Source organism: Sorangium sp. So ce128 (assembly GCF_051525245.1).
In the GTDB taxonomy this organism is placed as follows: domain Bacteria; phylum Myxococcota_A; class Polyangia; order Polyangiales; family Polyangiaceae; genus Sorangium; species Sorangium cellulosum_B.
This window is the reverse complement of record NZ_CP150313.1, coordinates 1,214,252-1,237,011: the sequence shown is the minus strand read 5'-3', so window position 1 is coordinate 1,237,011 and position 22,760 is coordinate 1,214,252. Positions and strand designations below refer to the sequence as shown.

Here is a 22,760-nt window from a genome sequence, read left to right as displayed (position 1 = left end):
GCGCGGCCAGACGCGGCGCTGGAGCGCGCCGCGTCTCGCTGCCACAGGCGCCTTAAGCGCTCTTCGCCATCGGCTCTCGGGTGATCTCCTCGATGCGCGCGCGCATCCGCTTCTTGGCGCGCTCCTCGATCTGCCGCACGCGCTCCTTGCTGACGCCGAAGTCGGCGCCGAGCTGCTCGAGCGTCACGGGGCTGTCCGTCAGCCAGCGCTGGTTCATGATGGAGCGCTCGCGGGGCGACAGCTCGTTCACGACCTGGAGCAGCGCGCGCGAGAGCTGCGCGCGCTCATCGGCGTCGCAGGCCTCGTCCTCCGGCGTGTGCGCGCTCGACGCGAGCCGCTCCACCGGAGCTACGCCGTCCTCGGTCGGAGAGCGCTCCAGGCTGACGTCGCGCGCCATGAGCAGCGGCAGCAGCTCGGCCGCCCGTTCCTCCGACAGGCCGCTCAGCTCCGCGAGCACCGCCGGGTCCTTCTCGTGCGTCTTGCGGTAGATGCGAAGCGCGCGCCGCTCGCTCTTCGACGACCCGAGGCGCACGATCCGGTACCCCCGCGCCACGTGCTCGCGGATCTCCGCCCGGATCCAGTAGGCCGCGTACGTCGCCAGGCGGCAGCCGCGGTCCGGATCGAAGCGCTCCGCGGCCTTCAGGAGGCCGATGTTCCCCTCCTGCACGATGTCCTCCATCGGCAGCCCCCAGCGGCGGTACTCGAGAGCGATCGTCATCACGAAGGGCAGACACGCCTCGATGAGGCGCCGGCCAGCGTCCTGGTCACCAGCTCGCCAGCGGAGCGCGAGCTCCCGCTCGGCGTCCGGGCTCAGGGTGGCGTAGTTCGCGAGCTCTGTACGATAAGCCGAGAATGCCGCACGATCCCAGGTGGCGCTCATGATCTCTCCGCTCTCCCACCGCGCGCGCCGATCAAGGAGGGTTGGTTTGCGAGCCCCTACGAGCCGGCGGGCGGCACAGACGCAGATGCAGGCGCGATGCCGGGATAAACCCTAGGAAATCGCCTTTTTTTGCGCTGGAATGCGCAACGTGTTCGGATCCCTCGACGGAAGCGAAAGCTTTGCGGGAAAGCGGAGGAGCACGAATGCGCAGCGCTGAGCCCAGATCCACAGCGCACGAGCGGCGAATGAGGCGGACGATGTGCGCGCCGAGGCCCCAGGCCGCGGGCAACGGCGCCGCCCGAGCGGCGCGCGCGCTCGCTCGCCGCGCGGCCGCCGCTGCGGTCGCCCCTGCCCCCGCGCGCCGCATCGTGATATCCGGGGAGCAGTGAGGACGCGCGTCGCGGGCTCCGTCGCGTGCATCGCCGCAAGCCTGGCGACGCTCGCCTTGCTCTCGCGCGAGGCGGAGATCCCCCTCGCGAGGGCGCGGCGCGGGATCGCGCGGCCCTTGCTCCACACCGTCGCGCCGGACGACGAGGAGATCGACGGCGTCGGCTGTGACCCGAACGCCCTCGACCGCGGCATCGCGGTGCCGACCGGGGCGCCGACGTCGCTCGGCTGCGAGCAGGCCCGCGCCATCGTGGCCCAGGCCCGCACCACGCTGGCCGCTCCGCCGCTCCGCGTCGATCCCGCAAAGTTTGCCGAAGCGACCTCCGACTGGCTGGATCCGCACGGGCTGTGGTCGGTCGCCCCCGACACGCCCGTGGGCGCCTCGCTGCAGCGGGAAGCCGCCGCGCTCCTGGACGAGCTGCAGGCGCCCGTGGGCAGCGGGCCGTGCGCGGCAGCGCTGCGCGTCGGGGGGGAGCTCGGCCGGTGGTCGCGCGAGCTCGAGAGGCTCTTCGATGACGGCTACCGGCGCGGCCTGGCCAGCCCGCCCGCGAACCACGCCGCGGCGTGGGAGCTGGTGTCGTCGGCGCCGTTCGAGGACGGCGAGGTGACGCGCAGCGCCCGGGACCTCGCGCGCAAGCTCGGCCGGGAGGTCGGCGGGCTGCGCGCGCACGTCGGGGAGCCGCTCGCCCGGTACGCCGACGCCGTGCGCGAGCGGGCGGCGCCCTCGATGAGCGAGGACGGCTGGGCGCGCACGGTGATCGCCGCCGCGGTGCGCGCCTATGTGCCCCAGCTGGACGCGCACGGCGCCTGGGCGCCGCTCGAGGAGGAGGTCTCCATCTACGATCTCGACCTCGAGGCGCACCCGCCGGCCCGGCTCTGGCAAGAGATGACGCGCACCGCGATCGGGGTGCGCATCGACCGCGGCGCGCTCGCGCCGCTCGAGGACGGGGACGTGGTGATCCGGATCCAGGATCTGCCGATCTCCGGCATGAGCGTCGAGCAGGCCGAGCAGCTCGCCGTGCTGTCCGACGTGCACCCCGGGACGACCGCTCGCGTGGCGCTGCTGCGGCGCGGGGTCGCGGCGCCCCTCGAGCTGACCGTGGCGCCGCACCCGGTCGGACCGCAGCCGGCCGAGGCGGCGCCCTCGGAGCTGCCGCTCGATCTGGTGCGCTACGGGGACGGCAAGGTCGCGGTGATCGCCATCCCCGACGTGCCCGACGACCTCGGGGATCGGGTCGCGGCGGCGCTCCTCCGCGCGCGCGCGCAGGGCGACACGCGGGGCGTGATGCTGGACGTGCGCGCGAACGGAGGCGGCTCGACCGACGGCGCGATCGCCGCGCTAGGGCTGTTCCTGCCGGGCGTACCGCTGTTCCCGATGCGGCGCCGCGACGGCGGCGTCGAGGTGGAGCGCTCGCCCGACGTCCCGGAGGAGCGCGGGTGGAGCGGGCCGCTCGCGGTGCTCGTCGACGGCGACTCCGCGAGCGCGGCGGAGATGATCGCCGGCGCGATCGCCAGCTACCGGCGCGGCGTGATCATCGGCGATCGGACGTACGGCAAGGGGTGCGCTCAGGAATACCTCGACGACGACGCCCACGTCGGCGTGCTGCGGCTCACGACGCTCCTCTACGCGCTCCCCGACGGCGCGCCGGTGCAGAAGGTGGGCATCGTGCCGCAGGTGCAGCTGTCGCTGCCGGCGACGAACGAGCGAGAGGCGCGCGTGGACCGGGCGCTCGGCCCGTGGCGAGGCCCCGACGTGCGCGATCTGCACCGCGTGCGCGACGTGCCCTGGCCGGCGCACGCAGGGCGGATAGGGCCCTGCCGCGACGAGACGGTCTGCCGCGCGCTGCGGTCGCTCGGCGCGGTGCCCGCGGCAGCGCGCTGACGCGCGTCAGCGCTTCCAGAACTTGCCGAGGAGACCGCCCGCGGGCGTCGTATCGCTCGTCGTGCGGCTCCGCATCTCCTGCAGGCGGACCTCGCGGATGGCGTCGAGGTTCTTCGGGTTGAGCTCTGCCGCCAGGCGGAAATCGCCGATCGCCTTGTCGATCCTCCCCGAGCGCTTGAGGAGCATGCCGCGGTAGAAGAGCGCCCGCTCGTAGCGAGGCTCCTTCTCCAGGACGGCATCCAGCGTCTGGATCAGATCGTCGTAGTGCGCGCTCGTGGCCCCCTCCGCGAGCACGGGCGGATCGCCGCGCCGCTGCGCCTGGATCCAGACGAGCAACGTCATGTACTCGGGCTGCTCCGGGTCGGCGTTGAGCGCGCGCCGCGCGCGGGCCTCGGCGCCCGCGAGGTCGTTCTTCTTGAGCAGGATCTCGGCCTTCTGGAACTCGAGCGCGGCGTCGACGGCGCGGGCGATCCGCTGCTCGTCCTCGGCGGGGGGCGGGGCCTCCTTCGGCGCGCTCTGGTACTCGGCGCGCCGCTTCGGATCGCTCAGCGTCTGGTAGGCCTCGCTGATGCGGGCGAACACGCGCGCGACGAGCGGCTTGACGTCCTGGAGCTCCGCCGGCGTCCGGTCGGGGTGCCACCGCTTGGCGAGCGCGAAATAGGCGCTCTGCACGCGCTCCGGAGGGGCGTCCTCCGCCACGCCGAGCATCTCGAAGAAGCTCTCACCGTCGATCGACGCGGCGCGCGCCTCGATCTCCGCGCGGCGCGCGGCGAGCTCGGGGTTCGGCGCGGCGCGCGGCAGCGGGGGGAGATCGGGCGCGAGCGCCGCCGGTCCCTGCGGCTTCGCCGGCTCCGCGGCGCGCGCCGGCGGCACAGGCGACGGCGCCTCGGCGCGCCCCGCCCCTCGCGCAGCCCTGCTGCCCTCCGGGCCGACCGCCGCCATCTTGACGGTGGGCGCCTGCTGGGGCGGCGGCGCAACGCGGGCGCCGGCGAAGGTCGGCGCAGGAGGCGGCCTCAGCGCCTTCGGATCCACGCCGCGGTAACCGCCGCCCGGATCACCGCCGGACGCGCGCGCGTCGAAGGGCGCCGCCGGGCTCGGGGTGGGCGCGCCGCTCCACGACGCCGCCTCCGGCGCCGCGGCCGGGGGTGGCGCCGTGGAGCGACGGGGGGCGACCGGGACCCCGGCGCGCCTGCTGGACGGCGCGGCGACGTCGTCGGGCTGCCGCTGCGGTGCGCGGCCTTCGGCCTCGCCGCGCGCCGGGCGTGGACCGGGCATCGTCGAGCCCGCGGTGGGGCGCGGCGAGCGCGCCGCCGCGCCGGAGGGCTCGCGCTGGGGCGCTGGCCCCGCCTCGGCCGGGGGCGCGCCAGCGGCCCGCTCCCGGCCGGGCCCGGCGGGACCGCCGACCCCGACAGGGCGCCGGCCCGGCGCGCCGAGATCGAGGTGCCGCGTGATCGCGAGCGCATAGATCATCAGCCGCACGACGCGCTCCTGCGCGACGCCGGCGGCGAGCAGCTCGGCCAGCGTCATGCGCCGCATCCGCAGGAGATCCACGATGGCCGCCTCGTCGCGATGGAGCTGGAACCGCTTCATCTCGGCCTCGACGTGGAGCCCGAGCTGCCGGTTCTGGATCCGGTCCAGGGTCGTGTCGATCAGCGGATCGTCGGCGTGGAGCCGGACGCCCGCCATGATCACCGCGAGGGGCTCGCACCCGATGAGCTCCGGACCGCCGTAGGACGACAGCAGGTTCTGGGCGTCGTAGTAGGCGTAACGCGTCCCGGGCGGGAGATCGTAGAGCGCGACCAGCTTGCGCACGAGCTGCTCGCGCAGCACGCCGAACACCGTCTCCCTGTCGAGCAGGCCCCGGGAGACGAGCAGCCGGCCATGCAGCACCCGTCGCTTGGTGATGTCCCGGAGCGTCTCCCGGAGCGTCGCCTCGTCCAGGAGGCCCAGATCGAGGATCACCCGATCGAGCGGGGCGATGATCGTCCCGGTCCAGATCTTGGCCGGCACGCCTTCGCTGAAGAAGATGCCGTGGCGGACGCCGTCGGGGTCGATGAAGCACGTCGTGCCGGTGAGGCGCCGGTCGAGCATGTACACGAGCAGGTGGACGAGCGGCGTGCGCGCGAGCGTGCCCTCCGCGGTCGCCGGGTCGCCCGGCAACGACAGCACGGCGATCGGACCGGCCATCGCCGACGGAGGCAGATCAGACACGGGGTTGCGCTCGCGCCGCTGCGGCGGATCTCCCCAGCCGCGGGTGCGCACCGACGGCGGCCGCGCGCTCTCCTCGGGGACCTCGTCCGGATCGCTGTCTGTCTGCACCGACCACGACTCCTCTCCATGAGCGCCCGGGGCGGGCGAGGTTGGGTCCGCCACCGCGGCGGGCTCCAGATGCGGTGGATCTGGCCAGCGCGCCGTCGTGCGCCCTGACCGCAAGGGCGGAGACAGCCTGCCGGACGGCGCAGGCGGCAAATCCGCGAGCATCCTGGCGTCCGCGCCGTCGTCCGGCAGTCCCCCGAACGTGGCCTCGGGCGGCGAGGCGGGCCCGCGGGCGGCGTCGCTGGCCCGCGGCTGCGTCCTCCGGCTCGCCGGCGCGTTGGTCATGGGCAGCGTGGGCGACGAGGGCCGCGTGATCTGCTGCTGCGGCGGCATGCGCAGGTTTCCGAGCGGCGACGCCGGCGCGTTGCGGATCGGCGGCGGCTCCGCCGCGAGCACCGGCGAGCGGAGCGACACCTGCGGCGCCTCCTGGATCGCCGCGTGGGCGCGCATCGACGCGGCGGCGGGGTCGTCGCTCGTCGCGACGATCCGGCGGATGTGCCGCGGCGGCTCACCCTGGCGAGGCCGCTCGGCGAGATCGACCTCGAGCGCGCGCGGGATGGGACCGCCGGCGGCGTCGAGGACCAGCCGGACGCGCGGCTGCGAGTACCGGGCCGGGTGCGTCGGCGTCTGCACGACGAGCGCGACCTCCCCGGTCGAGAGCTCCACGAGCGTGCCGGTCGGAAAGATGCCGAGCGCGCCCACGAGCAGCCGCAGCACCGCGCGGTCCGCCGGATCGGCCGCCTCCTGCTCGAGCTTGGCGATGGCCTCGTCGGCGGAGAGCGGCGCCTCGCCCGGGCCCGGCGTCAGGAGGTCGTTGAAGGCGCGGGCGGTCGCGAGGATCCGCGCCTGGAGCGTCGGCTGGCGGAGGCCGCGGTAGACCGGGCCGAGCGCCGGCTGGCGGCGCACCCAGTGCGCCTCGTAGGCCACGACGGTGCGCATCACGCTCGGCTCGTTGACGAGGCCGAGCGCGGTCAGCACGACCGCCGTGCCCGCCGGGACGTCCGCCTCCTGCTGCTCGCTCAGCTGCGGGACGAGCCCGCCCGAGCCGCTCGTCGCGGCGCCCGTGAGGCGCGGCCGGGCGATGTCGAAGAGCAGCGCCGCCATCGAGAGCCGCTGGAGAAGGACGACGTCGCTCGTGATCTGCCGCGCCATCGCGAGGCTCAGGATCGCGGTGTTCACGGCGCGCCCGGCGTCGTCGTGGTTCTGGTTGCGCAGCGCGGTGACGCCCAGGAAGGCCGGCGTCTCGTTCGCGGAGAGGTCGACGAGGCGCTGCGTGATGCGCTTGACGCCCTGCCGCAGCGTGTACCGGCCGTGCCGCAGGTCGTCGTAGAACCGGCGGATGATCACGATCGCCGTCGCGTAGGTGCGCACGATCGCGGAGGTCTCGTCGCCCTCGCGATCGATCGCCACCTCGCGGCGGAGCACGGCCTCGTCCACGGCGCGCAGGCGGATGCGCGGCGCCGGGCGGTCGGCGAGCGCCGGCTTGCTGCTGCGGAGGGCCTCGGCGAGCGCGGAGGCGAGGGCGTAGAGATCGCTCGCGCGGACGTCCTTGGCGACGCCGATCTCGGAGTAGCCGCAGCGGCTCAGGACGTCGCCGAGCTCGAGCGCGCCCTCGTAGACGGCGCGGTTCGCCTTGAGGAGCTGCCCGGAGACGAACACCGAGCCGCGGGTGAACAGGATCGAGACGTTGTGACCGGAGCGCTGGCCGAAGTCCTGGACCAGCGAGACCGTCTCCTCGACCTGCCGCACCATGGCCTGGTTGTCGATCGCGTGCAGGGTCGAGAGCTTCACCAGCCGGAAGAGGGCCTGCACCACGCTGGCGGCGAGATCGCGCGCCTGCTCGCGGCGGATGTTCTCCGACACGTTCTGGCTGATGACGTCGACCTGGGGCGCCATCACGGGACCTCCCCGGCGGTCGAGATCCGCTTGCCGAGGCGCGCGGCGATGGCCTCGGCGGCGGCGCCCGCGGCGTCGCGCAGCGCCTGGCTGTTCCAGGGCCGCCGCTTCGTGGCGGCGAGCGCGGCGTCGAGCGCCTCCTGCGAGCGCGCCTCGCGGCCGAGCAGCTCCGCCGAGAGGCAGCGGGTCTGCTCCGCCGCGTCGTCCGCGAGGAGGCCGTGCCGCTGGAGCAGCTCGACGGCGACCGACTCGCCGCGCGCCGGGTTGAGCGTGTAGAGCGCGCCGAGGAACTCGCGCCGCTCGTCGAGCGTGAGCTGGTGGAACGAGCTGTCCTGCACGCGGCGGACGAGCAGCGGGCCGGCCGCGCGGACCTGGTGGTGCGCCAGCGTGCGGAGCGCCGCGACGCGCACGTCGGGCGGCGCCGACTCGGCGAGCGAGAGCAGCTCGTCCCGGATCTGCTCGGGGCTCGTCGCGAGGTGCGCGATCGCCTCGCAGCGGAGCGCCGCGTTCGCGCACCCGGAGAGCCGCTTCAGCGCGCCCAGGGCGCCCGGCGTCCGCGACGCGGCGAACATCTTGAGGATCGGGCGGGCCACGTCGAGATCCAGCGTCATGAGCGCGTCCACGACACCCTCCTCGTGCCCGGGCAGCGTCCGCTCGACGTGGCCGAGCAGCGCGCGGCGCAGCGCCTCGTGGCCGGTGTGCCCCACGACCTCCATCGCGACGGGCAGGGTTTCGCTGCCGAGCTTGTGCAGGATGGGCGCGAGCCGCTGCGCGACCAGATCGAGGTCCACGGGGGCGGGCTGCGCCGCGCCGCCGGAGGCGGCCGTCATGACGACGCGCGTCGCCTCGCGGAGGAGCAGCCGCATCGTGTCGGGCGGGAACATCCCCCGGGCGAGCTCCGTCGCGAGCGCGCCCCCCTGCTGCCTGGGCGCGAGCGCGTCGAGGGCCTTCTCGATGGCATCGTGCATCCCGAAGAGCACCTCGAAGCGGCGCGCGAGGATGAGATCGCGCGCCGAGGCGGCCATCGGCTCGGTCACGAGCTCGACGTCCTTGTACCGCCTGGCGTTCAGGAAGGCGTCGGCCACGACCTCGACGAAGCGCTCGCTCCAGCGGTCCGGGCTCATGACCAGCTGCGTGCCGAGCGCGCGCTGCGCGACCGGGTCGAGCGCGAGCGCGCTCGCGGCGCGGCGCGCGGCCCGCAGCGCGGCGGCGTCGGTGTCGATGACCATCGCCGCCGCCTCGGCGCGGTTCGCCTTCTCCTCGGCGGCGCGCCGGGCCATGCCCTCGAGGTCGTCGGCCTCGTGCCAGAACTGCTCGCGATCGGCCGCGTCCCCCTCGACGAAGACGCTCACCACGTCGTAGCGCACGTGCTCGAGGCGGCGCTCCCACAGGGCGGCCGCGACGTCGTCCTCGGGGGCGAGGTCGCGCAGCGGATCGAGCAGCAGCACCTCGCAGAGCGCGCGCAGCTCGTCCTCCGTGATGCCAGGGAGCAGCTGGACGCGCCGCACGCCGGCCGCGAAGAGGTTGTACGGGACGAGGTCGAGCGGGTGCGACGGCTCCCACACCGTCCGCCGGCGATGCTCGAAGGCGTACGGCGTCAGCGTCCAGTGGACGAGGCTCCCGTCCGCGCGCAGCGCCTCCACGATCGCCTGGAAGGTCGCGCGGAGCTTGTTGTCCGCGTCCGGATGGGTCCAGCCGTAGTGACGCACCGCCGGTAGCAGCCGCTCCACGCGGCGGAACACCTCGGTGAGCCGCGTGACAGCGGGGTCGTCCGGCTCCGCCTCGCCCGGCTCGTCGTGAGGCGCGGGCTCCTCAGCCGCCCGCATCCCGACGGCCGTGGGCGAGTCGTCCGGCGGGGGGCGCCTCGTGCTCTGCGGCGAGGAGCGGCGGGGCACGGACGCGCCGACCTCCTCGAGGACGCGCAGCACCTCCTGCCGCATGTGCGCGGCCGACTCGAAGCGGTTGCGCTTGTCCCAGGCGAGCGCCTTGTCGACGAGGCCGATGACCGAGGCGGGCAGCTCGGGCGCGATCCGCGCGAGCGACGGCGCCGGCGTCGTCGCCGCGAGGATGAACGCCTCGTTGTCCGAGCGCCCCTGGTGGAGTCGCTGCCCGCTGAGCACGGCGTACAGGGTCGCGCCGATCGAGAAGAGATCCGCCCGCCCGTCGACCCCCTCGGTCAGCCCCATCGCCTGCTCGGGCGCCATGAACGAGGGGGTCCCGAGCGCCGTGCCCGCCTTGGTCTTGTCGCCGGGCGCGCCGCGCATCCTCGCCACGCCGAAGTCGAGCAGCTTCACCACGTTGTCCTTCGTGATGAAGATGTTCGCGGGCTTCAGGTCGCGGTGGACGATGCCCTCCGCGTGGAAGCTCTCGAGCGTGAGGAGCACCTCCCCCGCGATCCAGAGCGCCTCGGCGACGGGGAGCTTCCGGCTCTTGCGCTTCCAGAGCTGCTGGACGGTCTCCCCGTCGAGCAGCTCCATCACGAGGAACGGCTCGTCCTGCTCGGTGATGTCGTCGTCGAGGATCGCGACCCGGCCGGGGTGATCGATCTTGTTGGCGACGTAGCCCTCGCGCAGGAACCGCTCGCGGATGCCGACGTCGCGCGCGAACTCGGCGTGCAGGATCTTCAGCGCGGCGCGCGAGCCGTTCCGGTGGTGGGTGGCGGCGTACACGGAGGCCATGCCGCCCACGCCGAGGAGCGAGTCGATCCGCCACTTGTTCTTGACGGTCATCCCGAGGCGGGCGCGCGCCCGCTGCTTCTCGTCCGGCGTGTCCGTGACTTCCGAGGGCGGAGGGATGACGGACTCGGGGAGGACGCCACGTGAGGTCATTCGGCCACCGGAAGGCGGGAAATCGTATCACCTCCCCGCCCGCGCCAGGTTCCGGATTTCACGCGGGAGGGCGGCCGGCCTTACGGTCCCTCGCGCTCCCTCCGCGGGCGCCCCCGGCGACGCCGCGGGAGACCGCGCTCAGGAGGCCCCCCGCGCGGCGAAGATCGCGCGACAGCGCGCGTCGTCGAGCACGGGGCGCACGCCGCGGTTCGACGGAAAGAGCGCGTTGAGGCGCGCGGTGACCGCAGGATCGCCGGTGAAGACGTCGATCTGCCGTCCGACGACCTTGATGCCGCGATCCTCGGCGACGAAGCACCCATCGTGTCGGCCCCCGCCCGGCAGCGGCAGCCCGACGAGCTCGGGCACGAAGAGGGACGTGCCGAGCGGAATGACGCTCGAGTCGACCGCGACCGTGCGCAGCGGGGTGATCGGGCGCCCGGTCGCGCCGCGGCCATACGGGAACCGCCGCGGATCGAGCCGCTCGAAGCAGACCTGCTGGCCGGTGCGCGGGCAGACATCGGCGCACGCGCAGCCGCGTCGCGCGAAGCTTACCGTGTCACCCGAAGCGAGCCGGCCGCTGCCCTGGACGCAGACCTGGTCGTGGAACGCGCGCGGGACGCTCGCGAGCGGCGCGCAGGCAGCGTCGTAGAGGACCGCATCCTTCGGCCCTCCGCCCTCGCTCGGGAAGTCGTAGTAGGTGTTCCGGAACATCCCGGGCGCGAGCCCCGGCGCCGCCTGTGACGCCGGCGTCACGCGCGCGGGCCGGCCGTGCTCGCGCACGAGGATCGCGGGGTCGCCCTGCGCGGAGGCCGCGCCCGCGGCGCCGCCCAGATCGGCCTGCGCCCCGCCGGGCGCCTCGCCCGGCGCGCCGTCGACAGCGGAGCTGGCGCGCCGGTCGCGATCGCCGTCGTCCGGGGAGGGCTCGTGGAGCCAGCCGCCGCCTCCGCGCGCGATCTGCGGCTCGCTCGAGCCGTCGTGGACCCAGTCGGCGCCCCCCTTGGTCGCGCACCCCGCGGGGAGCGCGAGCAGGAACGCATGGATCCCGCCAAGGACGAGCGCTCGCGCGCGTGCCACGCTCGTCAAAAGGCGCCTCCGAGCCGGACGAGCTCCCGGATCGCCGCGGCGGCGACGTCGGCGCGCGCCCAGAACGCGGCGGGTGAGCCGGCGCTCTCGGGCGCGGCGCCGGCCGCGATCACCACGGGCGCGGTGTCGCCCGCGCCCGGCTGGCCAAGGCGGCTCGCGACGAGCCGCAGCGGCTCGACCACCAGCGCGAACGCGATGTCGGAGCCGAGCGGCGCCAGCGCGGTCTTCATGGACGGGACCTCGCCGAGGCGCTCTCCCTGGAGCGCGCCGACCACGCTGCGGAGCCCCGCGCCCGGATCGTTGCCGACGGACGCGAAGAGGCCGTCGTCGCGGACCAGGTAGAGCAGCTCGATCGACGACGGCGGAAGCGACGCTCCCTGCGCGGCGGGCCCGCCCTTTCCGCCCTGCGGCCCCTTGCGCGCCGGCGCCCCTCCCGCGCCAGCGGGCGCGCTCGCCCCCGCGGTCCGCTCGAACCGCACCCGCCGCACGTCGCCGTCGAGCAGCGGAAGCGCCGCCTTGCCCGCGGAGACCCGGAGCCCCTCGCGCTGCAGCGCAGCCTTGAACGGCGGGAGCTCCGCGGTCCCGAGGAGATCCTGGATGGAGGCCTCGAGCTTGGCCCGGTCGCCCACGGCGGCGCGCACGAACGCCGTGGGACCCGCGCCGTCGAAGCGGAGCCCGCCGGCGAACCAGTCGCCGCGCGCGTCCGACGCCGCGCGGATCGCGGCGCCGAGCCGCTCCCGCTCCGCGGCCGGGAGGTCGCCCTCGACGAGCCCAGCGAGGGCGTCGACGAGCCTGGGCACGTTCTCGGCGCGCGTCGCGGCCCGATCGCGGACGAGGATCCCGACGAGCGAGTCGGCTGGCAGATCGAGCAGCGGCTTCACGTCGCCGACGGCGAGATCGGCCGACGCCTTCGACGCCGGGCCACCCCCTGCCTTCGGCGTTCCGGAGACGCGCAGGTGCGCGTTCTCGTCCAGCACCAGCGTGAGGCGCGCTCGCTCGAGATCGCCGAGCATCGCGAGCGCGCTCTCGATCATCGGACCGAGCGGCACCGCGGTGGCGCGCGGCGCGCCGTCGGGCCCGCGCGCCTTGTCCCAGGCGCTCCGAGCCGCCTTGAGCACCGGGCCCTCGAGCGCGGCCCTCGGGATCTCGACCGCGAGATCCTCCTTCGGCACCTGCGCTTGAGGCATCGTCCGCGCGACGTAGGGGCCCAGGGAGATCAGGTCGCCCGGCGTCTCCGCGACGAGCAGGTAGTTGCCGAGGACGCCGAGGGCCACCGGGCTCGCGCCCTGGAGCGGCTCGAGCAGCGCGATCGCGGTCGCCGCGTCGGGCTTCGCGCGGAAGCGCGCCCCCTCGCCTCGCGTGAGCTGGTCGACGAAGCGTCCCCCGTCCTTCACGTGGATGCCGAGCGCGGCCCGCGGGCGCGCCCCATCCGCGGCCTCCACGGCCGCGCCGAGCACCGGCACCCCGCCGTCGATCTCGGACGCGACGGTGATGGGCAGGCCGAGCAGCGACGCCGCGAGGGCGCCAGCGCTGCTCGGGAGGAGCGCCGCCGAGCCGCCGACGAGGGCGCGCGCCTTGGCCCACGTGGCGTCTGGCGTCGGGAGGAACGCCTCGGCGACGAGCCCCGCCGGCGCGGGCACGGGGCTCAGGGCCGCGGCGCCGGCGTCGGACGGCGCGCCAGGCGATTTGCAGCCCAGAGCGCCCGCGCTCAGGCCGAGGACGATGGCCAGGAGCACCGCAGCGCCGCGGCGCACGGCAGAGGTCGATCGCACGATCACGACCCGAACGGTAGCGCCTTCCCGCCGCGATCGACCACGAACCTGCAAAATCGCCGCGCGCGCCGGGCGACGCACGTGAGGTCCTCGTCGCCGAGCGACTCGTGCGCGAGGAGGCGCGAGGAGGCGACTCCCGGGCACATCGCATCGACCGAGCGAGGAACCGTCGGGCCGCGGTCGCCGATGGTGAAAGCGCTCGGCTGCAGCGGCGGGTGCACGCCCCGGCCGGACAGCGGCGCGCAGCGTGGCAGCTGCCCCCATCACCCCTGCGCTGGTCCGAGGCGGCCTCAGCGGAAAGCTGCGGAGCAGGCGCACCGCTGCGGTAAGCTCCAGCCGATGCCTCGCCCCGGCTACGACAGCGTGGTGCTCATCACCGGCTTCCCCAAGTTCATCGCGCGGAAGATGCTGCAGCACATCCTCGCGTCGGAGCCGCGCACGCTCGTGTACGCCGTCGTGATCGCGAAGTCGTCGGCGCAGGCCAGCGCGGAGCGGGACGCGCTCCCGGCGGCGGACCGCGAGCGCCTCGTGCTGCTCGAGGGGGACGTCGCGGCGATGGATCTCGGGCTGTCGGGCGCCGAGTTCCGGCAGCTGGCCCGCGAGGTCGACCGGATCCATCACCTCGCGCACGTGGGCCACGCCGGGGCCGCCCCTGGCACCGCGCACGCCGTGAACGTCGTCGGTACGGCCGAGGTGATCGAGCTCGCCCGCGCTTGCACCTCGCTCCAGTGCCTCGTCCATCAATCGACCGCGTTCGTCGCGGGGGACCGGACGGGGATGGTGTACGAGGACGATCTCGAGGCCGGCCAGGCGTTCCGCAACCCCGTGGAGGAGACGCGGATGCGCGCGGAGGTGCTCGTGCGGCGGGCGATGCGCCACGTGCCGGCGGCGGTCGTCCGGCCGACCACGGTGGTGGGCGACGCGACGACCGGGGAGATCGACCGGCTCGATGGCCTGTACCTCCTGGTGCTGCTCATCATGGCAGCGCCGGCCGACATGGCGATCCCGATGCCCGGCCGCGGCGACGTGCCGCTCAACATCGTCCCGATCGACCACGTCGTCCGCGCGACGCACGCGATCGGCCTGAACCGCCTCGCGCCGGGTCGCACGCTCCACGTCACCGATCCGCACCCGCTGTCGGCGCGGCGGGTCTTCGATCTCATCGCGCGGGCGAGCGGCCGCCGCGCCGCGCGCGGTCACATCCCGTCGAACCTCGCCAAGGCGCTGCTCCGTACGCCCGGGATCGAGCGCTTCGTCCGCAGCCCGCGCGCGTTCGTCGAGCAGCTGATGACCCCGGTGCGCTACGACGCCCGGAACGCGGATCTCGTGCTCACGGCCGCGGGGATCGCGTGCCCGCCCTTCGAGTCGTACGTCGACGTGCTCGTCGGCGCCGTCCAGGAGCGCGTCCGCGAGCGGCGCGAGCGCCAGGAGATCGAGGTCAGCGCGGACGCCGAGCCCGACGTCGAGGATCCGCTGTCGTGAGGGGCGCAGCCCGCCCCGCAGCCCGCGCGCGGATCCCGGAGCGCCGCGCGGCGTCCTGCTGCGCCCCGCGGCGTCGAGCGCCGGCGCGGCCCCTCTCCGCCGCGTCGCGGCGCGCCCTCGCGGCGCTGCTCGCGGCGCTGCTCGAGGCCGCAGCGCTCGGCTGCAGCGCGACGCGCGAGCACGTCGCGCCGCCCGCGCCCGAGGTGGGATCCGCGCCGCCCGCGCCTTCGCCCCCGCCGCGCCTCGCAGAGGCCCCCGCCCCGGAAACAGCCGCGCCGAGCCCCGCGGAGCCCGCGCCGGCGCGCCCGCCAGAGCTGGATCTGCTGCGCCCCGAGGACGGGGCTTACGCCCACTTCTTCGCGGCGCTCCGCGCGCTCGAGCAGGGTCGCCGCCGGGATCACGTGCGCATCGCCTGGCTCGGCGACTCGCACGCCGCGGCGGACTTCTGGAGCGGCGCGGTCCGCGCCGCGCTGCAGCGGCGCTTCGGCGACGGCGGGCTCGGCTTCGTGCACCTCGGCTATGCCGCCTACCGCCACAACGGCGCGCGGCTCACGGCCGACGGCAAGTGGCGGACCCGCCCGAAGTCTCCGGGCGGCTCCACGCCGGCCGACGACGGCGTCTTCGGGCTCGGGGGCATCCTCTTCGGCGCGCAGACGGCCCCGGTGCGCGCGGAGATCTCGCTCACCTCGGCGGCGCCTTCCGCGCGGCTGATCTGGGACGTGTGCTTCCGCCCGAGCGCGCCCACCGACGAGGTCGCGGTGACGATCGAGGGCGGCCCCAGCGAGGTGCTCCGCGCGGCCACGGGCGAGGCGCCCGGCGCGCTGCAGCACACGCGGCTGGCGAGCGCGGGCGCGGTGAAGCTCAGCGTCGCGCCGTCGGGCGGGGCCGAGCTCTGCGGGCTGGTCGTCGAGCGCGATCCGGAGGCCGGGGCCGGGGTGGTGCTCGACACGCTCGGCATCAACGGCGCCCGCCTGGCGACGCCGCTCCGGTGGAGCGAGCTCGGCTGGGCCGCCGAGCTCGCGCGGCGCTCGCCGGAGCTCGTCGTGATCGAGTACGGCACGAACGAAGCGGGCGACGTCACCACGGATCCCTCCCTCTACGCGAAGCAGCTCGCCGAGCTGCTCGCCCGCGCCCGCAGGGTGGAGCCCGACGTCGACTGCCTGGTGCTCGCGCCGACGGACCGGAGGGACGCGCCGGAGCGCACGCCCGTCGTCCGAGACGTCCTGCGCGACGCCGCGCGGGAGGGCGGCTGCGCGTTCTGGGACACGTACCAGGCGATGGGCGGAAGGGGCTCGATCGAGACCTGGTACCGCGAGCGCCCGCCGCGCGCGTCGCGCGACGGCGTCCACCTGACCTTCCGCGGCTACCAGGAGCTCGGCGTGAAGCTCTCGAACGACATCCTGGAGCGCTATCGCCCCTGACGAGCGTCGCCGCCTCCGGGGTCGGTTCGACGCCGACGGCGGGCGGCCGGCCCGGTGGCCTTGCTCGTGCTTTCCGCTGTCGTTGCTCGATCGGCGTGAAGGCTTCTCACGCGCGATGGGCGAAGGGGGCACATGCTTCATGCCGGGGACGTTGCAGGAGGTCGCTTCCGGCTGATCCGGCAGATCGGCGCGGGTGGGATGTCGAGCGTGTGGTGGGCGCGCCATGAGCTCATCGGCCGGGACGTGGCGCTCAAGCTGTCCCCGGCGCTCCGGGACGAGCAGGTCGTCGGACGCTTCATCCGGGAGGCGAAGATCATCGGCAAGTTCCAGCACCGGAACATCGTCGGCGTCGTCGACGCCGGCGAGCTCCAGGACGAGGGTTACCTGTTCCTGGCCCTGGAGCTCCTGCGGGGCTCGCCGTTCGCTGACCGCCTCCAGCCGAACCGGCCGCTGCCGCCCGACGAGGTGGTGCCCGTCCTCATCGAGGTGTGCTGCGGGCTCTCGGCCGCTCACGCCGAGGGCGTCGTACACCGCGACATCAAGCCGGAGAACATCATGATGGCGACGGTCCCCGGCGAGGGGATCGTGCCGAAGATCGTCGACTTCGGCATCAGCCAGCTCACGGGCGCGGGCGACGCCATCACCATCGACGGGCAGCTGCTCGGGACGCCCTCGTACATGAGCCCGGAGCAGGTGCTCGGCAAGCGCACCATCGACGCGCGCGCCGATCTCTGGGCGGTCGGCGTCATGCTCTACGAGGCGCTCAGCGGCGCGCAGCCGTTCACGGGAGGCAACCACCACGCGGTCCTCCGGCGCATCCTCGAGACCGAGCCCGCGCCCCTGCCGAGTTCGATCCCGCCGCGCCTCCGGAAGATCGCCGGCCGGTGTCTCGAGAAGGACCCGGCGCGGCGCTACCCGGACGCGGCCTCGCTGCGCGCGGATCTCCAGGCCGCGCTCGACGATCTCGGCGCGAGCGCGCCCGCGCCGATCGTGGTCCTCTCGCCGCCGGCCGCAGGCTCGCGGCCCGGGGAGGTGACGCGAGCCCGCGGCGCGCTCGCCGCGCCCCCGAGGCTCGCCGTTCGCGCCATCGAGCGGCTCTGGACCCGGGTGCCGCGGGCGCCTCGATGGCGGGAGGCGACGACGATCGGGCGCACGCAGGGCGCCGCCGCCCCGCAGGGCGCGGCGCGCCGCGCGAGGACGATCCTGGCGATCCGGCTCGCGGGCGCCGCGGCGCTCGCGGCGGCGCTCAGCTCGGCCGCGCTGCGGGAGCAGGCGGACGCGGGGCCCGAGAGCGCGGCGCGCGAGAGCCTCCGCCCCGTGCTGGCCACGGCCTTCGCCGGCAGCGGCGCCGCCTGGCGGCGCGGCGCCAGCGCGCCCGAGGCGACGAGCGGCGACGCGTCGCCTCGGAACGCGGCGAGCCGCGGCGGCGCGCCGGGCTCGCCCGAGCGCGCCGCGAGGGACCCGGGCAGCGACGACGTCTCGTCGGCTTACGAGGACAAGCCCCCGCGCTGGCAAGCGCCGCGCGGGCCATCTCGACCCCGCATCACGAGCCCCGGGTTCTGATGACCAGCGCCGCACCGATCACCGCTCCTCGCCGACGCCGCTGGCGGCGCGCCGCTGCGCTCGGGCTCGTTTGCTGGGCGCTGCTCTCGCCCTCCTGGCTGCATGCGCAGGACGACAGCGCGACGCGCGCGCTGAGGCTCCAGTTCGCACAGGGGCTGACGCTCGAGATCGCGGGGCGCTGGGCCGACGCGCTGGACAGGTTCGAGGCGATCGCCCGCCGGCGGCCGACGGCGAACGTGACGTACCACATCGGCCTCTGTCACGAGCGGCTCGGCCGGCTGCGCACGGCCGAGCGGACGTACCACAACGCGCGCGCGATCGCAGACGCGGACGCGGACGCGAACGCGCGGAAGGCGTCGCCGGGGGTGCTCGCCGAGATCGACGCGCGCCTCGAGGACCTCGAGGGACGGATGCCGAGGATCGTGCTGAACCTCGCCGGCGCGACCGACGGCGTGACCCTGCTGCTCGACGGCGAGGTGACGCAGCCGTCGCGGGCAATCCGGGTCGATCCGGGCCCCCACGTCGCCGTGGCGCTCCGGCACGGGATCCCCGTCGCCGCGAGCGCCTTCTCGAGCCACGAGCGCCGAACCAGGTTCGTGACGCTGACCGTTCACCCCAATGCGCTCCGCGTGTCCAGCGTGTCGCGCCCCTGAGCTCGCTGACCTGGACGGCCCACACCGAGCTCCCCACACCCGGGCACCTGTGTGTGAACAGAGGGGCCCGCGCCCCTCGCTCCAGACATGATCGCGCAGCGGTGGCGCGACTTCGAGGAGCGCCGTCGCCGCGCGGCCCTGCGGCCCGTCGCGGGCGTGTGCCCGGCCGCGCGCGCAGCGCCCACATGCCGGCGAGATCTCGCGAGCACGTGGCATTTCGCCGCACGCGCGGCGCTGGCCCGACCGTCCAGCGCCCGCTTGAATCCCATGCGAGGCCCACCTGACAGGGCGCTCCGGATACGCCCAAACTCGCCGAGTCGTCGGCCGTGAACGCTGGATCCAGCTTCTGACGTCCTGATAGCATGCGAATCCCATGGCGCTCGACAGGCCGCCCGGTGCGGGCTCTGCTTCGCGACTCGGCAACTATGAGCTGCTGAGAGAGCTCTCCGGCGGCGGCATCGGCTCCACGTGGCTGGCGCGGGCGTCCTCCGACGAGGGCGAGGCGAAGAGCGCGCCGCCCGTCACGATCCTGCGCATCTACCGGCACCTCACGAAGAAGGCCGAGACCGCCGACAGCATCCTCCGCGAAGCCGGGATGGCGCAGCAGGTCCGCTTCCCCAACGTGCTCTCGGTGCTCGACGCCCGCATCGCGGACGGCGAGGTCTTCATCGTCTCGGAGTACGTGGAGGGCGAGCCGCTGGGCGCGCTGGTGCCTTTGGCCGGCGCCGAGGGGCTGCCGCCGCCGGTGTCCCTCCGGATCGCGATCGACGTGCTGCGCGCGCTCGCGTCCGCGCACACGGCGCAGCCGGCGCCGCTCGTTCACGGCGAGCTGAACCCGACCCACGTCTCCGTCGGCATCGACGGCGTCACCCGGGTCGGCGGGCTCGGCGTCGCGCGGGCCATCGCCGGGCTCGCGCCCATGGGGACGAGGAACCCCGATCGGCTGGCCTATGCCGCGCCCGAGCGGGTCAAGGCGATGGCAGCGCACGCGGAAGCCCCGCTCGATCCGCGCGCGGATCTCTTCTCGGTCGGCGTGGTCCTCTGGGAGCTGCTCGCGCGGCAGCGGCTGTTCTCGTCGAAGCTCGAGGCTGCGGTCATCCAGAAGGTGCAGTCGGCGCCGATCCCGCAGCTCGCGGGGCTCGCCGGGAGCGCCGTCCCGGCCGAGGTCGTCGATGTCGTCCAGGCGGCGCTCGAGCGCGATCCGGCGCGCCGCTTCGAGAGCGCCTCGGCGATGCTCGCGGCGCTGGAGGCCGCGGGAGCAGGGCGGATCGCCGGCGATGAGGACGTGGCCGCGGCGGTAAGCAGGCTGGCCGGCAAGACGATCGAGCCGCGCAGGACGATGATCGCGGCGGCCATGGCGAGCCCCGCTGGCGCGGACGAGCCGCGGCCGCCGCCGCGCGCGCGGGGGATGACGCTGGTGGGCGTGGCGATCCCCGCGGCCGACGGCGCGCTCTCCCCCCGCGGCGACAGCCCGCGCCAGGCGATCACCGCGCCGTCGCCGCGCGCGCGCGCGAACCCGGCGACGCCTGGCGCGCCGCCGGTGGCCGCGGGCGGCGCGATCGCCGCGAGCCAGGTTCGCCCGACGAGCGGCGCGACGGCGACGAAGGACGCCGCCGCGCCAAAGAACGGCCTGGGGGCCAAGCCAGCGGCCGGCGCAGGCGCGTCGAACGGCGCGGGACCCGCGGGCACCGATGCGGCGCACGCCAGCGTCGACACCGGGTGGGGCTCGGTGGACGAGGTCCCCGCCCGCGACCTGCCCGGGGCGCGGCGTCCCGCGCAGACCCTTCCGCGGATCGAGCTGTCGGGCCAGGGGACCGAGGATCGCGCCGCCGCCGGGGCGAGCACCGAGCGCGCCGCAGCGACGGGGGCGGCCACGGCGAAGGAGCAGCCGCCCGCGCGGCCCGCCGCGCCGCGCCCGGGCGATCTGGGCGACCCCCTCGTGGCGGCGCGGGCGACGCCGACACCGGCCGAAGGGACGGCGCCGAAGCCGGCCCCGGGAGGGCCGGCCCCGAGGCCACCTCGCCCGCCGCCGCCGGCTCGCGCGGCGTCGCCGGCGCAGCCCGAGACGCACGGCAAGGTCGCCGCTGCAGCGCCTGCCGTCGTCGTGCCAGCGCTCACGCCGAGCCCTCCAACGCCTCGGGTACCTGTGCCGCCGCCGGCCGCTGCGACGCGCCGCACGCCCGTGGTGCCCGCCGTGACGCCGGCGCCGCGCGCGGCCGCCACGCCCGCGCCGCCGCTGGCGACGGCCACGAGCCGCGCGCCGGCGACACCGTCGGCGCCCCTCCCGCCGGCTGCGCCCGCGTCGGCCGAGCCCTCTCAGCCGCTGCCCCCCGTCGCGCCCGCGTCGGCCACCGCGCCTGCCATCCCTGTCGCAGCGAAGACCCCGCCGCCCCCGCCGGCGGCGGCCGCACCTCCGGGCGGGGCGCATGCGGTGGCCGCGACGCAGGAGGGCGCGCGCGGCAACGGTCCGGCATCGACCTCCAGCAGGACGGTCGCCACGCCGACCGGGATGCAGGGCCCGAACAAGCTCTGGGGTCGCGCGGCGTCGGCCGTGGACCAGCTGGGCCCGGGGAGCACCCTCGGCCGCTACGAGATCCTCATGCCAGTCGCCAAGGGCGGCATGGCGGCCGTCTGGGCCGCGCGCCTCCAGGGCACCCGCGGCTTCAGGAAGATCGTCGCCATCAAGACGATGCTGCCCGACGTCTCCGACGACCCCGACTTCGAGTCGATGTTCCTCGACGAGGCGCGGGTCGCGGCGCGGATCCGGCACCCCAACGTGGTCGAGATCCTCGACCTCGGCGAGGAGGACGACGTCCTCTACATCGTGATGGAGTGGGTCGACGGCGAGACGGCCGGCACGCTGCAGAAGGCCGCGAAGCGGCTCGGGGGCATCCCGCAGCGGATCGTGCTCCGCATCGCCTCGCAGATCTGCGCGGGGCTCCACAACGCGCACGAGCTCCGCGACGACAGCGGCGTGCTGCTCGACCTCGTCCACCGGGACATCTCGCCGGCGAACGTGCTCATCTCGACCGCCGGGTTCGTGAAGATCGTCGACTTCGGCGTGGCGAAGTCGAAGGGGCGCCTGCACGTCACGCGCGCTGGCGGCATCGTCAAGGGGAAGACGCCGTACCTCTCGCCGGAGCAGCTCGGCGGGCTCCCCATCGATCGCCGGAGCGACATCTTCTCGCTCGGCGCGCTGCTGTACGTGCTCACGACGGGGCTGCACCCCTTCCGCGCCGAGACCGAGCTCGCGACCATCGAGAACATCACCATCAAAAACCCGCTCCCCCCGCGCGAGCTGAACGGAGCGATCCACCCCGAGCTCGACAGGATCATCCTCAAGGCGCTCGAGAAGGACCCCGAGAGCCGCTTCTCGACGTGCGCGGAGATGCAGCGGGCCATCGATCAGGTCGCGTCGACGCTCGGCGAGCCCACGACCGACGAGGACGTGGCGGCCTTCGTGCGGCAGGCGATCGGCGAGATCCAGTCGAAGCGCGCGCAGGAGCTCCGCGACGCGATCGCGGCCGTCGACGCAGGCGCGGCCGTGAACTCGGAGCGTCGGCCCGGGGCCTCTCTGGAGGGCCACGCTGCGCTGGCCGACGTCGGCGCGGGCTCGCGCGAGGGCGCTCCCGCCGCCGCGGCGGGGTCTCCCCCTGCGGCAGCGGCGCCAGCCGGCGCCGGCCCGGCGTCCAGCAGAGGGGCCGCATCACCGACCGCGGAGAAGGACGAGGAGCCGCCGGTCAGCCTGGAGCCGATCTCGTTCGAAGAGATCGCCGTGCCGGCGCAGCCTGCCGGGGTGCCGCCGCGGCTCATCATCGCGCCCGCCCTGCAGGCCGACGTCGCGCCCGGCGAGCCGGCCGAGCCGGTGAGCCCGCGGCCCGCCGCCCGCGAGGGCAAGCCGCTCGGCCCGTCCGCCAAGCGGATCCTCCCGGCGGCCGGCGTGCCCGCCACGAAGGTGCTCGCCGCGGCGGATCCGCCCGCGTCCCGGGCCGCGGCGCTCAGCGAACGCCTCGCGAGGCGCGGCTCGCGGAGCCTCGCCAACGACGTCGGCGAGGTCACGGCGGTCGACCGATCGTTCGAGACCGGGGAGCGGCGCAAGCGGCTCCAGCTGATCGTGGCTGGCGCGGCGATGTTCTGCGTGGCGCTCGGGGCCGTCGCGCTGGTCGTGCGCGGCGGCGACGAGCGCTCGCGCCCGGAGATCGGCAAGGCGCGCGTCGATGCGTTGCCCGCGGCCGCGGCGGCCGACACCACCGCCACCGCGGCTGCGGCGGAGGCCGTCCCGGCTGCGCCCGTTTCGCCGGCGGAGCCTCAGGCGGCGGAGCCGGCGTCGCCGCCCGCTCCCGAGGCGTCGTCGACGCCTCCCGAGGCGGCGCCAGCGCCCTCGCCGACGCCTCCCGCGGCGGAGCCGGCGCCTTCCCAGACGGCCAAGGCGCCCGCGGCAGCGACGGCGCAGCCCATCGCCGCGCCGCAGGCGTCGCGCCCACCGTCGACCGCGCGCCCCCGGACGACGTCCACGCCGGCGAAGCCTGCGCCCAAGCCGGCAACGACCGGCAAACCCACCCCCAAGAAGAAGTACAACCCATCGGGTATCTGAACA

At 75.3% G+C, this 22,760-nt stretch carries 11 protein-coding genes; 6 read left to right on the top strand and 5 right to left on the bottom strand.

Annotation, left to right across the window (positions count from 1 at the left end; all coding sequences use genetic code 11):
* Positions 1 to 52: 52 nt before the first annotated feature.
* Entirely contained in the window at positions 53 to 880 is an 828-nt protein-coding gene (locus WME82_RS04750) for a sigma-70 family RNA polymerase sigma factor (protein ID WP_437744346.1), read from the bottom strand.
* Positions 881 to 1,265: 385 nt separating this feature from the next.
* Between WME82_RS04750 and WME82_RS04745 the strand changes: the two genes are divergently transcribed.
* Entirely contained in the window at positions 1,266 to 3,149 is a 1,884-nt protein-coding gene (locus WME82_RS04745; protein WP_438041842.1) for a S41 family peptidase, read from the top strand.
* 6 nt (positions 3,150 to 3,155) lie between these two features.
* On the opposite strand, the gene WME82_RS04740 is transcribed toward WME82_RS04745, so the two are convergent.
* The 4 genes from WME82_RS04740 to WME82_RS04725 all read right to left on the bottom strand — a co-directional run bounded on the left by WME82_RS04740 (position 3,156) and on the right by WME82_RS04725 (position 13,044).
* Positions 3,156 to 7,361 carry a DnaJ domain-containing protein gene (locus WME82_RS04740; RefSeq protein WP_438044858.1) on the bottom strand — a complete coding sequence of 1,402 codons (4,206 nt, stop codon included), beginning with the start codon at positions 7,359 to 7,361 and terminating at the stop codon, positions 3,156 to 3,158.
* Positions 7,361 to 10,189 (bottom strand): protein kinase domain-containing protein, encoded by a 2,829-nt coding sequence (locus tag WME82_RS04735; RefSeq protein WP_438041841.1) that lies wholly within the window; start codon positions 10,187 to 10,189, stop codon positions 7,361 to 7,363. Before WME82_RS04735 ends, WME82_RS04740 begins: the two co-directional genes overlap by 1 nt.
* 138 nt (positions 10,190 to 10,327) lie before the next feature.
* Entirely contained in the window at positions 10,328 to 11,263 is a 936-nt protein-coding gene (locus WME82_RS04730) for a 3D domain-containing protein (protein WP_438041840.1), read from the bottom strand.
* 5 nt (positions 11,264 to 11,268) lie between these two features.
* Positions 11,269 to 13,044, bottom strand: coding sequence for a hypothetical protein (locus WME82_RS04725; RefSeq protein WP_438041839.1), 1,776 nt, complete (start codon positions 13,042 to 13,044; stop codon positions 11,269 to 11,271).
* A 339-nt stretch (positions 13,045 to 13,383) separates the two neighbouring features.
* On the opposite strand from WME82_RS04725, the gene WME82_RS04720 reads away from it, so the two are divergent.
* The 5 genes from WME82_RS04720 (at position 13,384) to WME82_RS04700 (ending at position 22,757) form a co-directional block, all read left to right on the top strand.
* Positions 13,384 to 14,526, top strand: a complete 1,143-nt coding sequence (locus tag WME82_RS04720) for an SDR family oxidoreductase (protein ID WP_438041838.1) — start codon at positions 13,384 to 13,386, stop codon at positions 14,524 to 14,526.
* On the top strand, positions 14,523 to 15,947 hold the full coding sequence (locus WME82_RS04715; protein ID WP_438041837.1) for a GDSL-type esterase/lipase family protein: 1,425 nt from the start codon (positions 14,523 to 14,525) through the stop codon (positions 15,945 to 15,947). The genes WME82_RS04720 and WME82_RS04715 overlap by 4 nt, the downstream gene beginning before the upstream one ends.
* Positions 15,948 to 16,079: 132 nt before the next feature.
* Positions 16,080 to 17,510, top strand: coding sequence for a serine/threonine-protein kinase (locus WME82_RS04710; RefSeq protein WP_438041836.1), 1,431 nt, complete (start codon positions 16,080 to 16,082; stop codon positions 17,508 to 17,510).
* The gene (locus tag WME82_RS04705) at positions 17,510 to 18,163 is read left to right on the top strand and encodes a tetratricopeptide repeat protein (protein ID WP_438041835.1); all 654 of its coding nucleotides are present in this window, start codon (positions 17,510 to 17,512) and stop codon (positions 18,161 to 18,163) included. Before WME82_RS04710 ends, WME82_RS04705 begins: the two co-directional genes overlap by 1 nt.
* A 373-nt stretch (positions 18,164 to 18,536) precedes the next feature.
* Entirely contained in the window at positions 18,537 to 22,757 is a 4,221-nt protein-coding gene (locus WME82_RS04700; protein WP_438041834.1) for a protein kinase domain-containing protein, read from the top strand.
* Positions 22,758 to 22,760 lie beyond the last annotated feature (3 nt).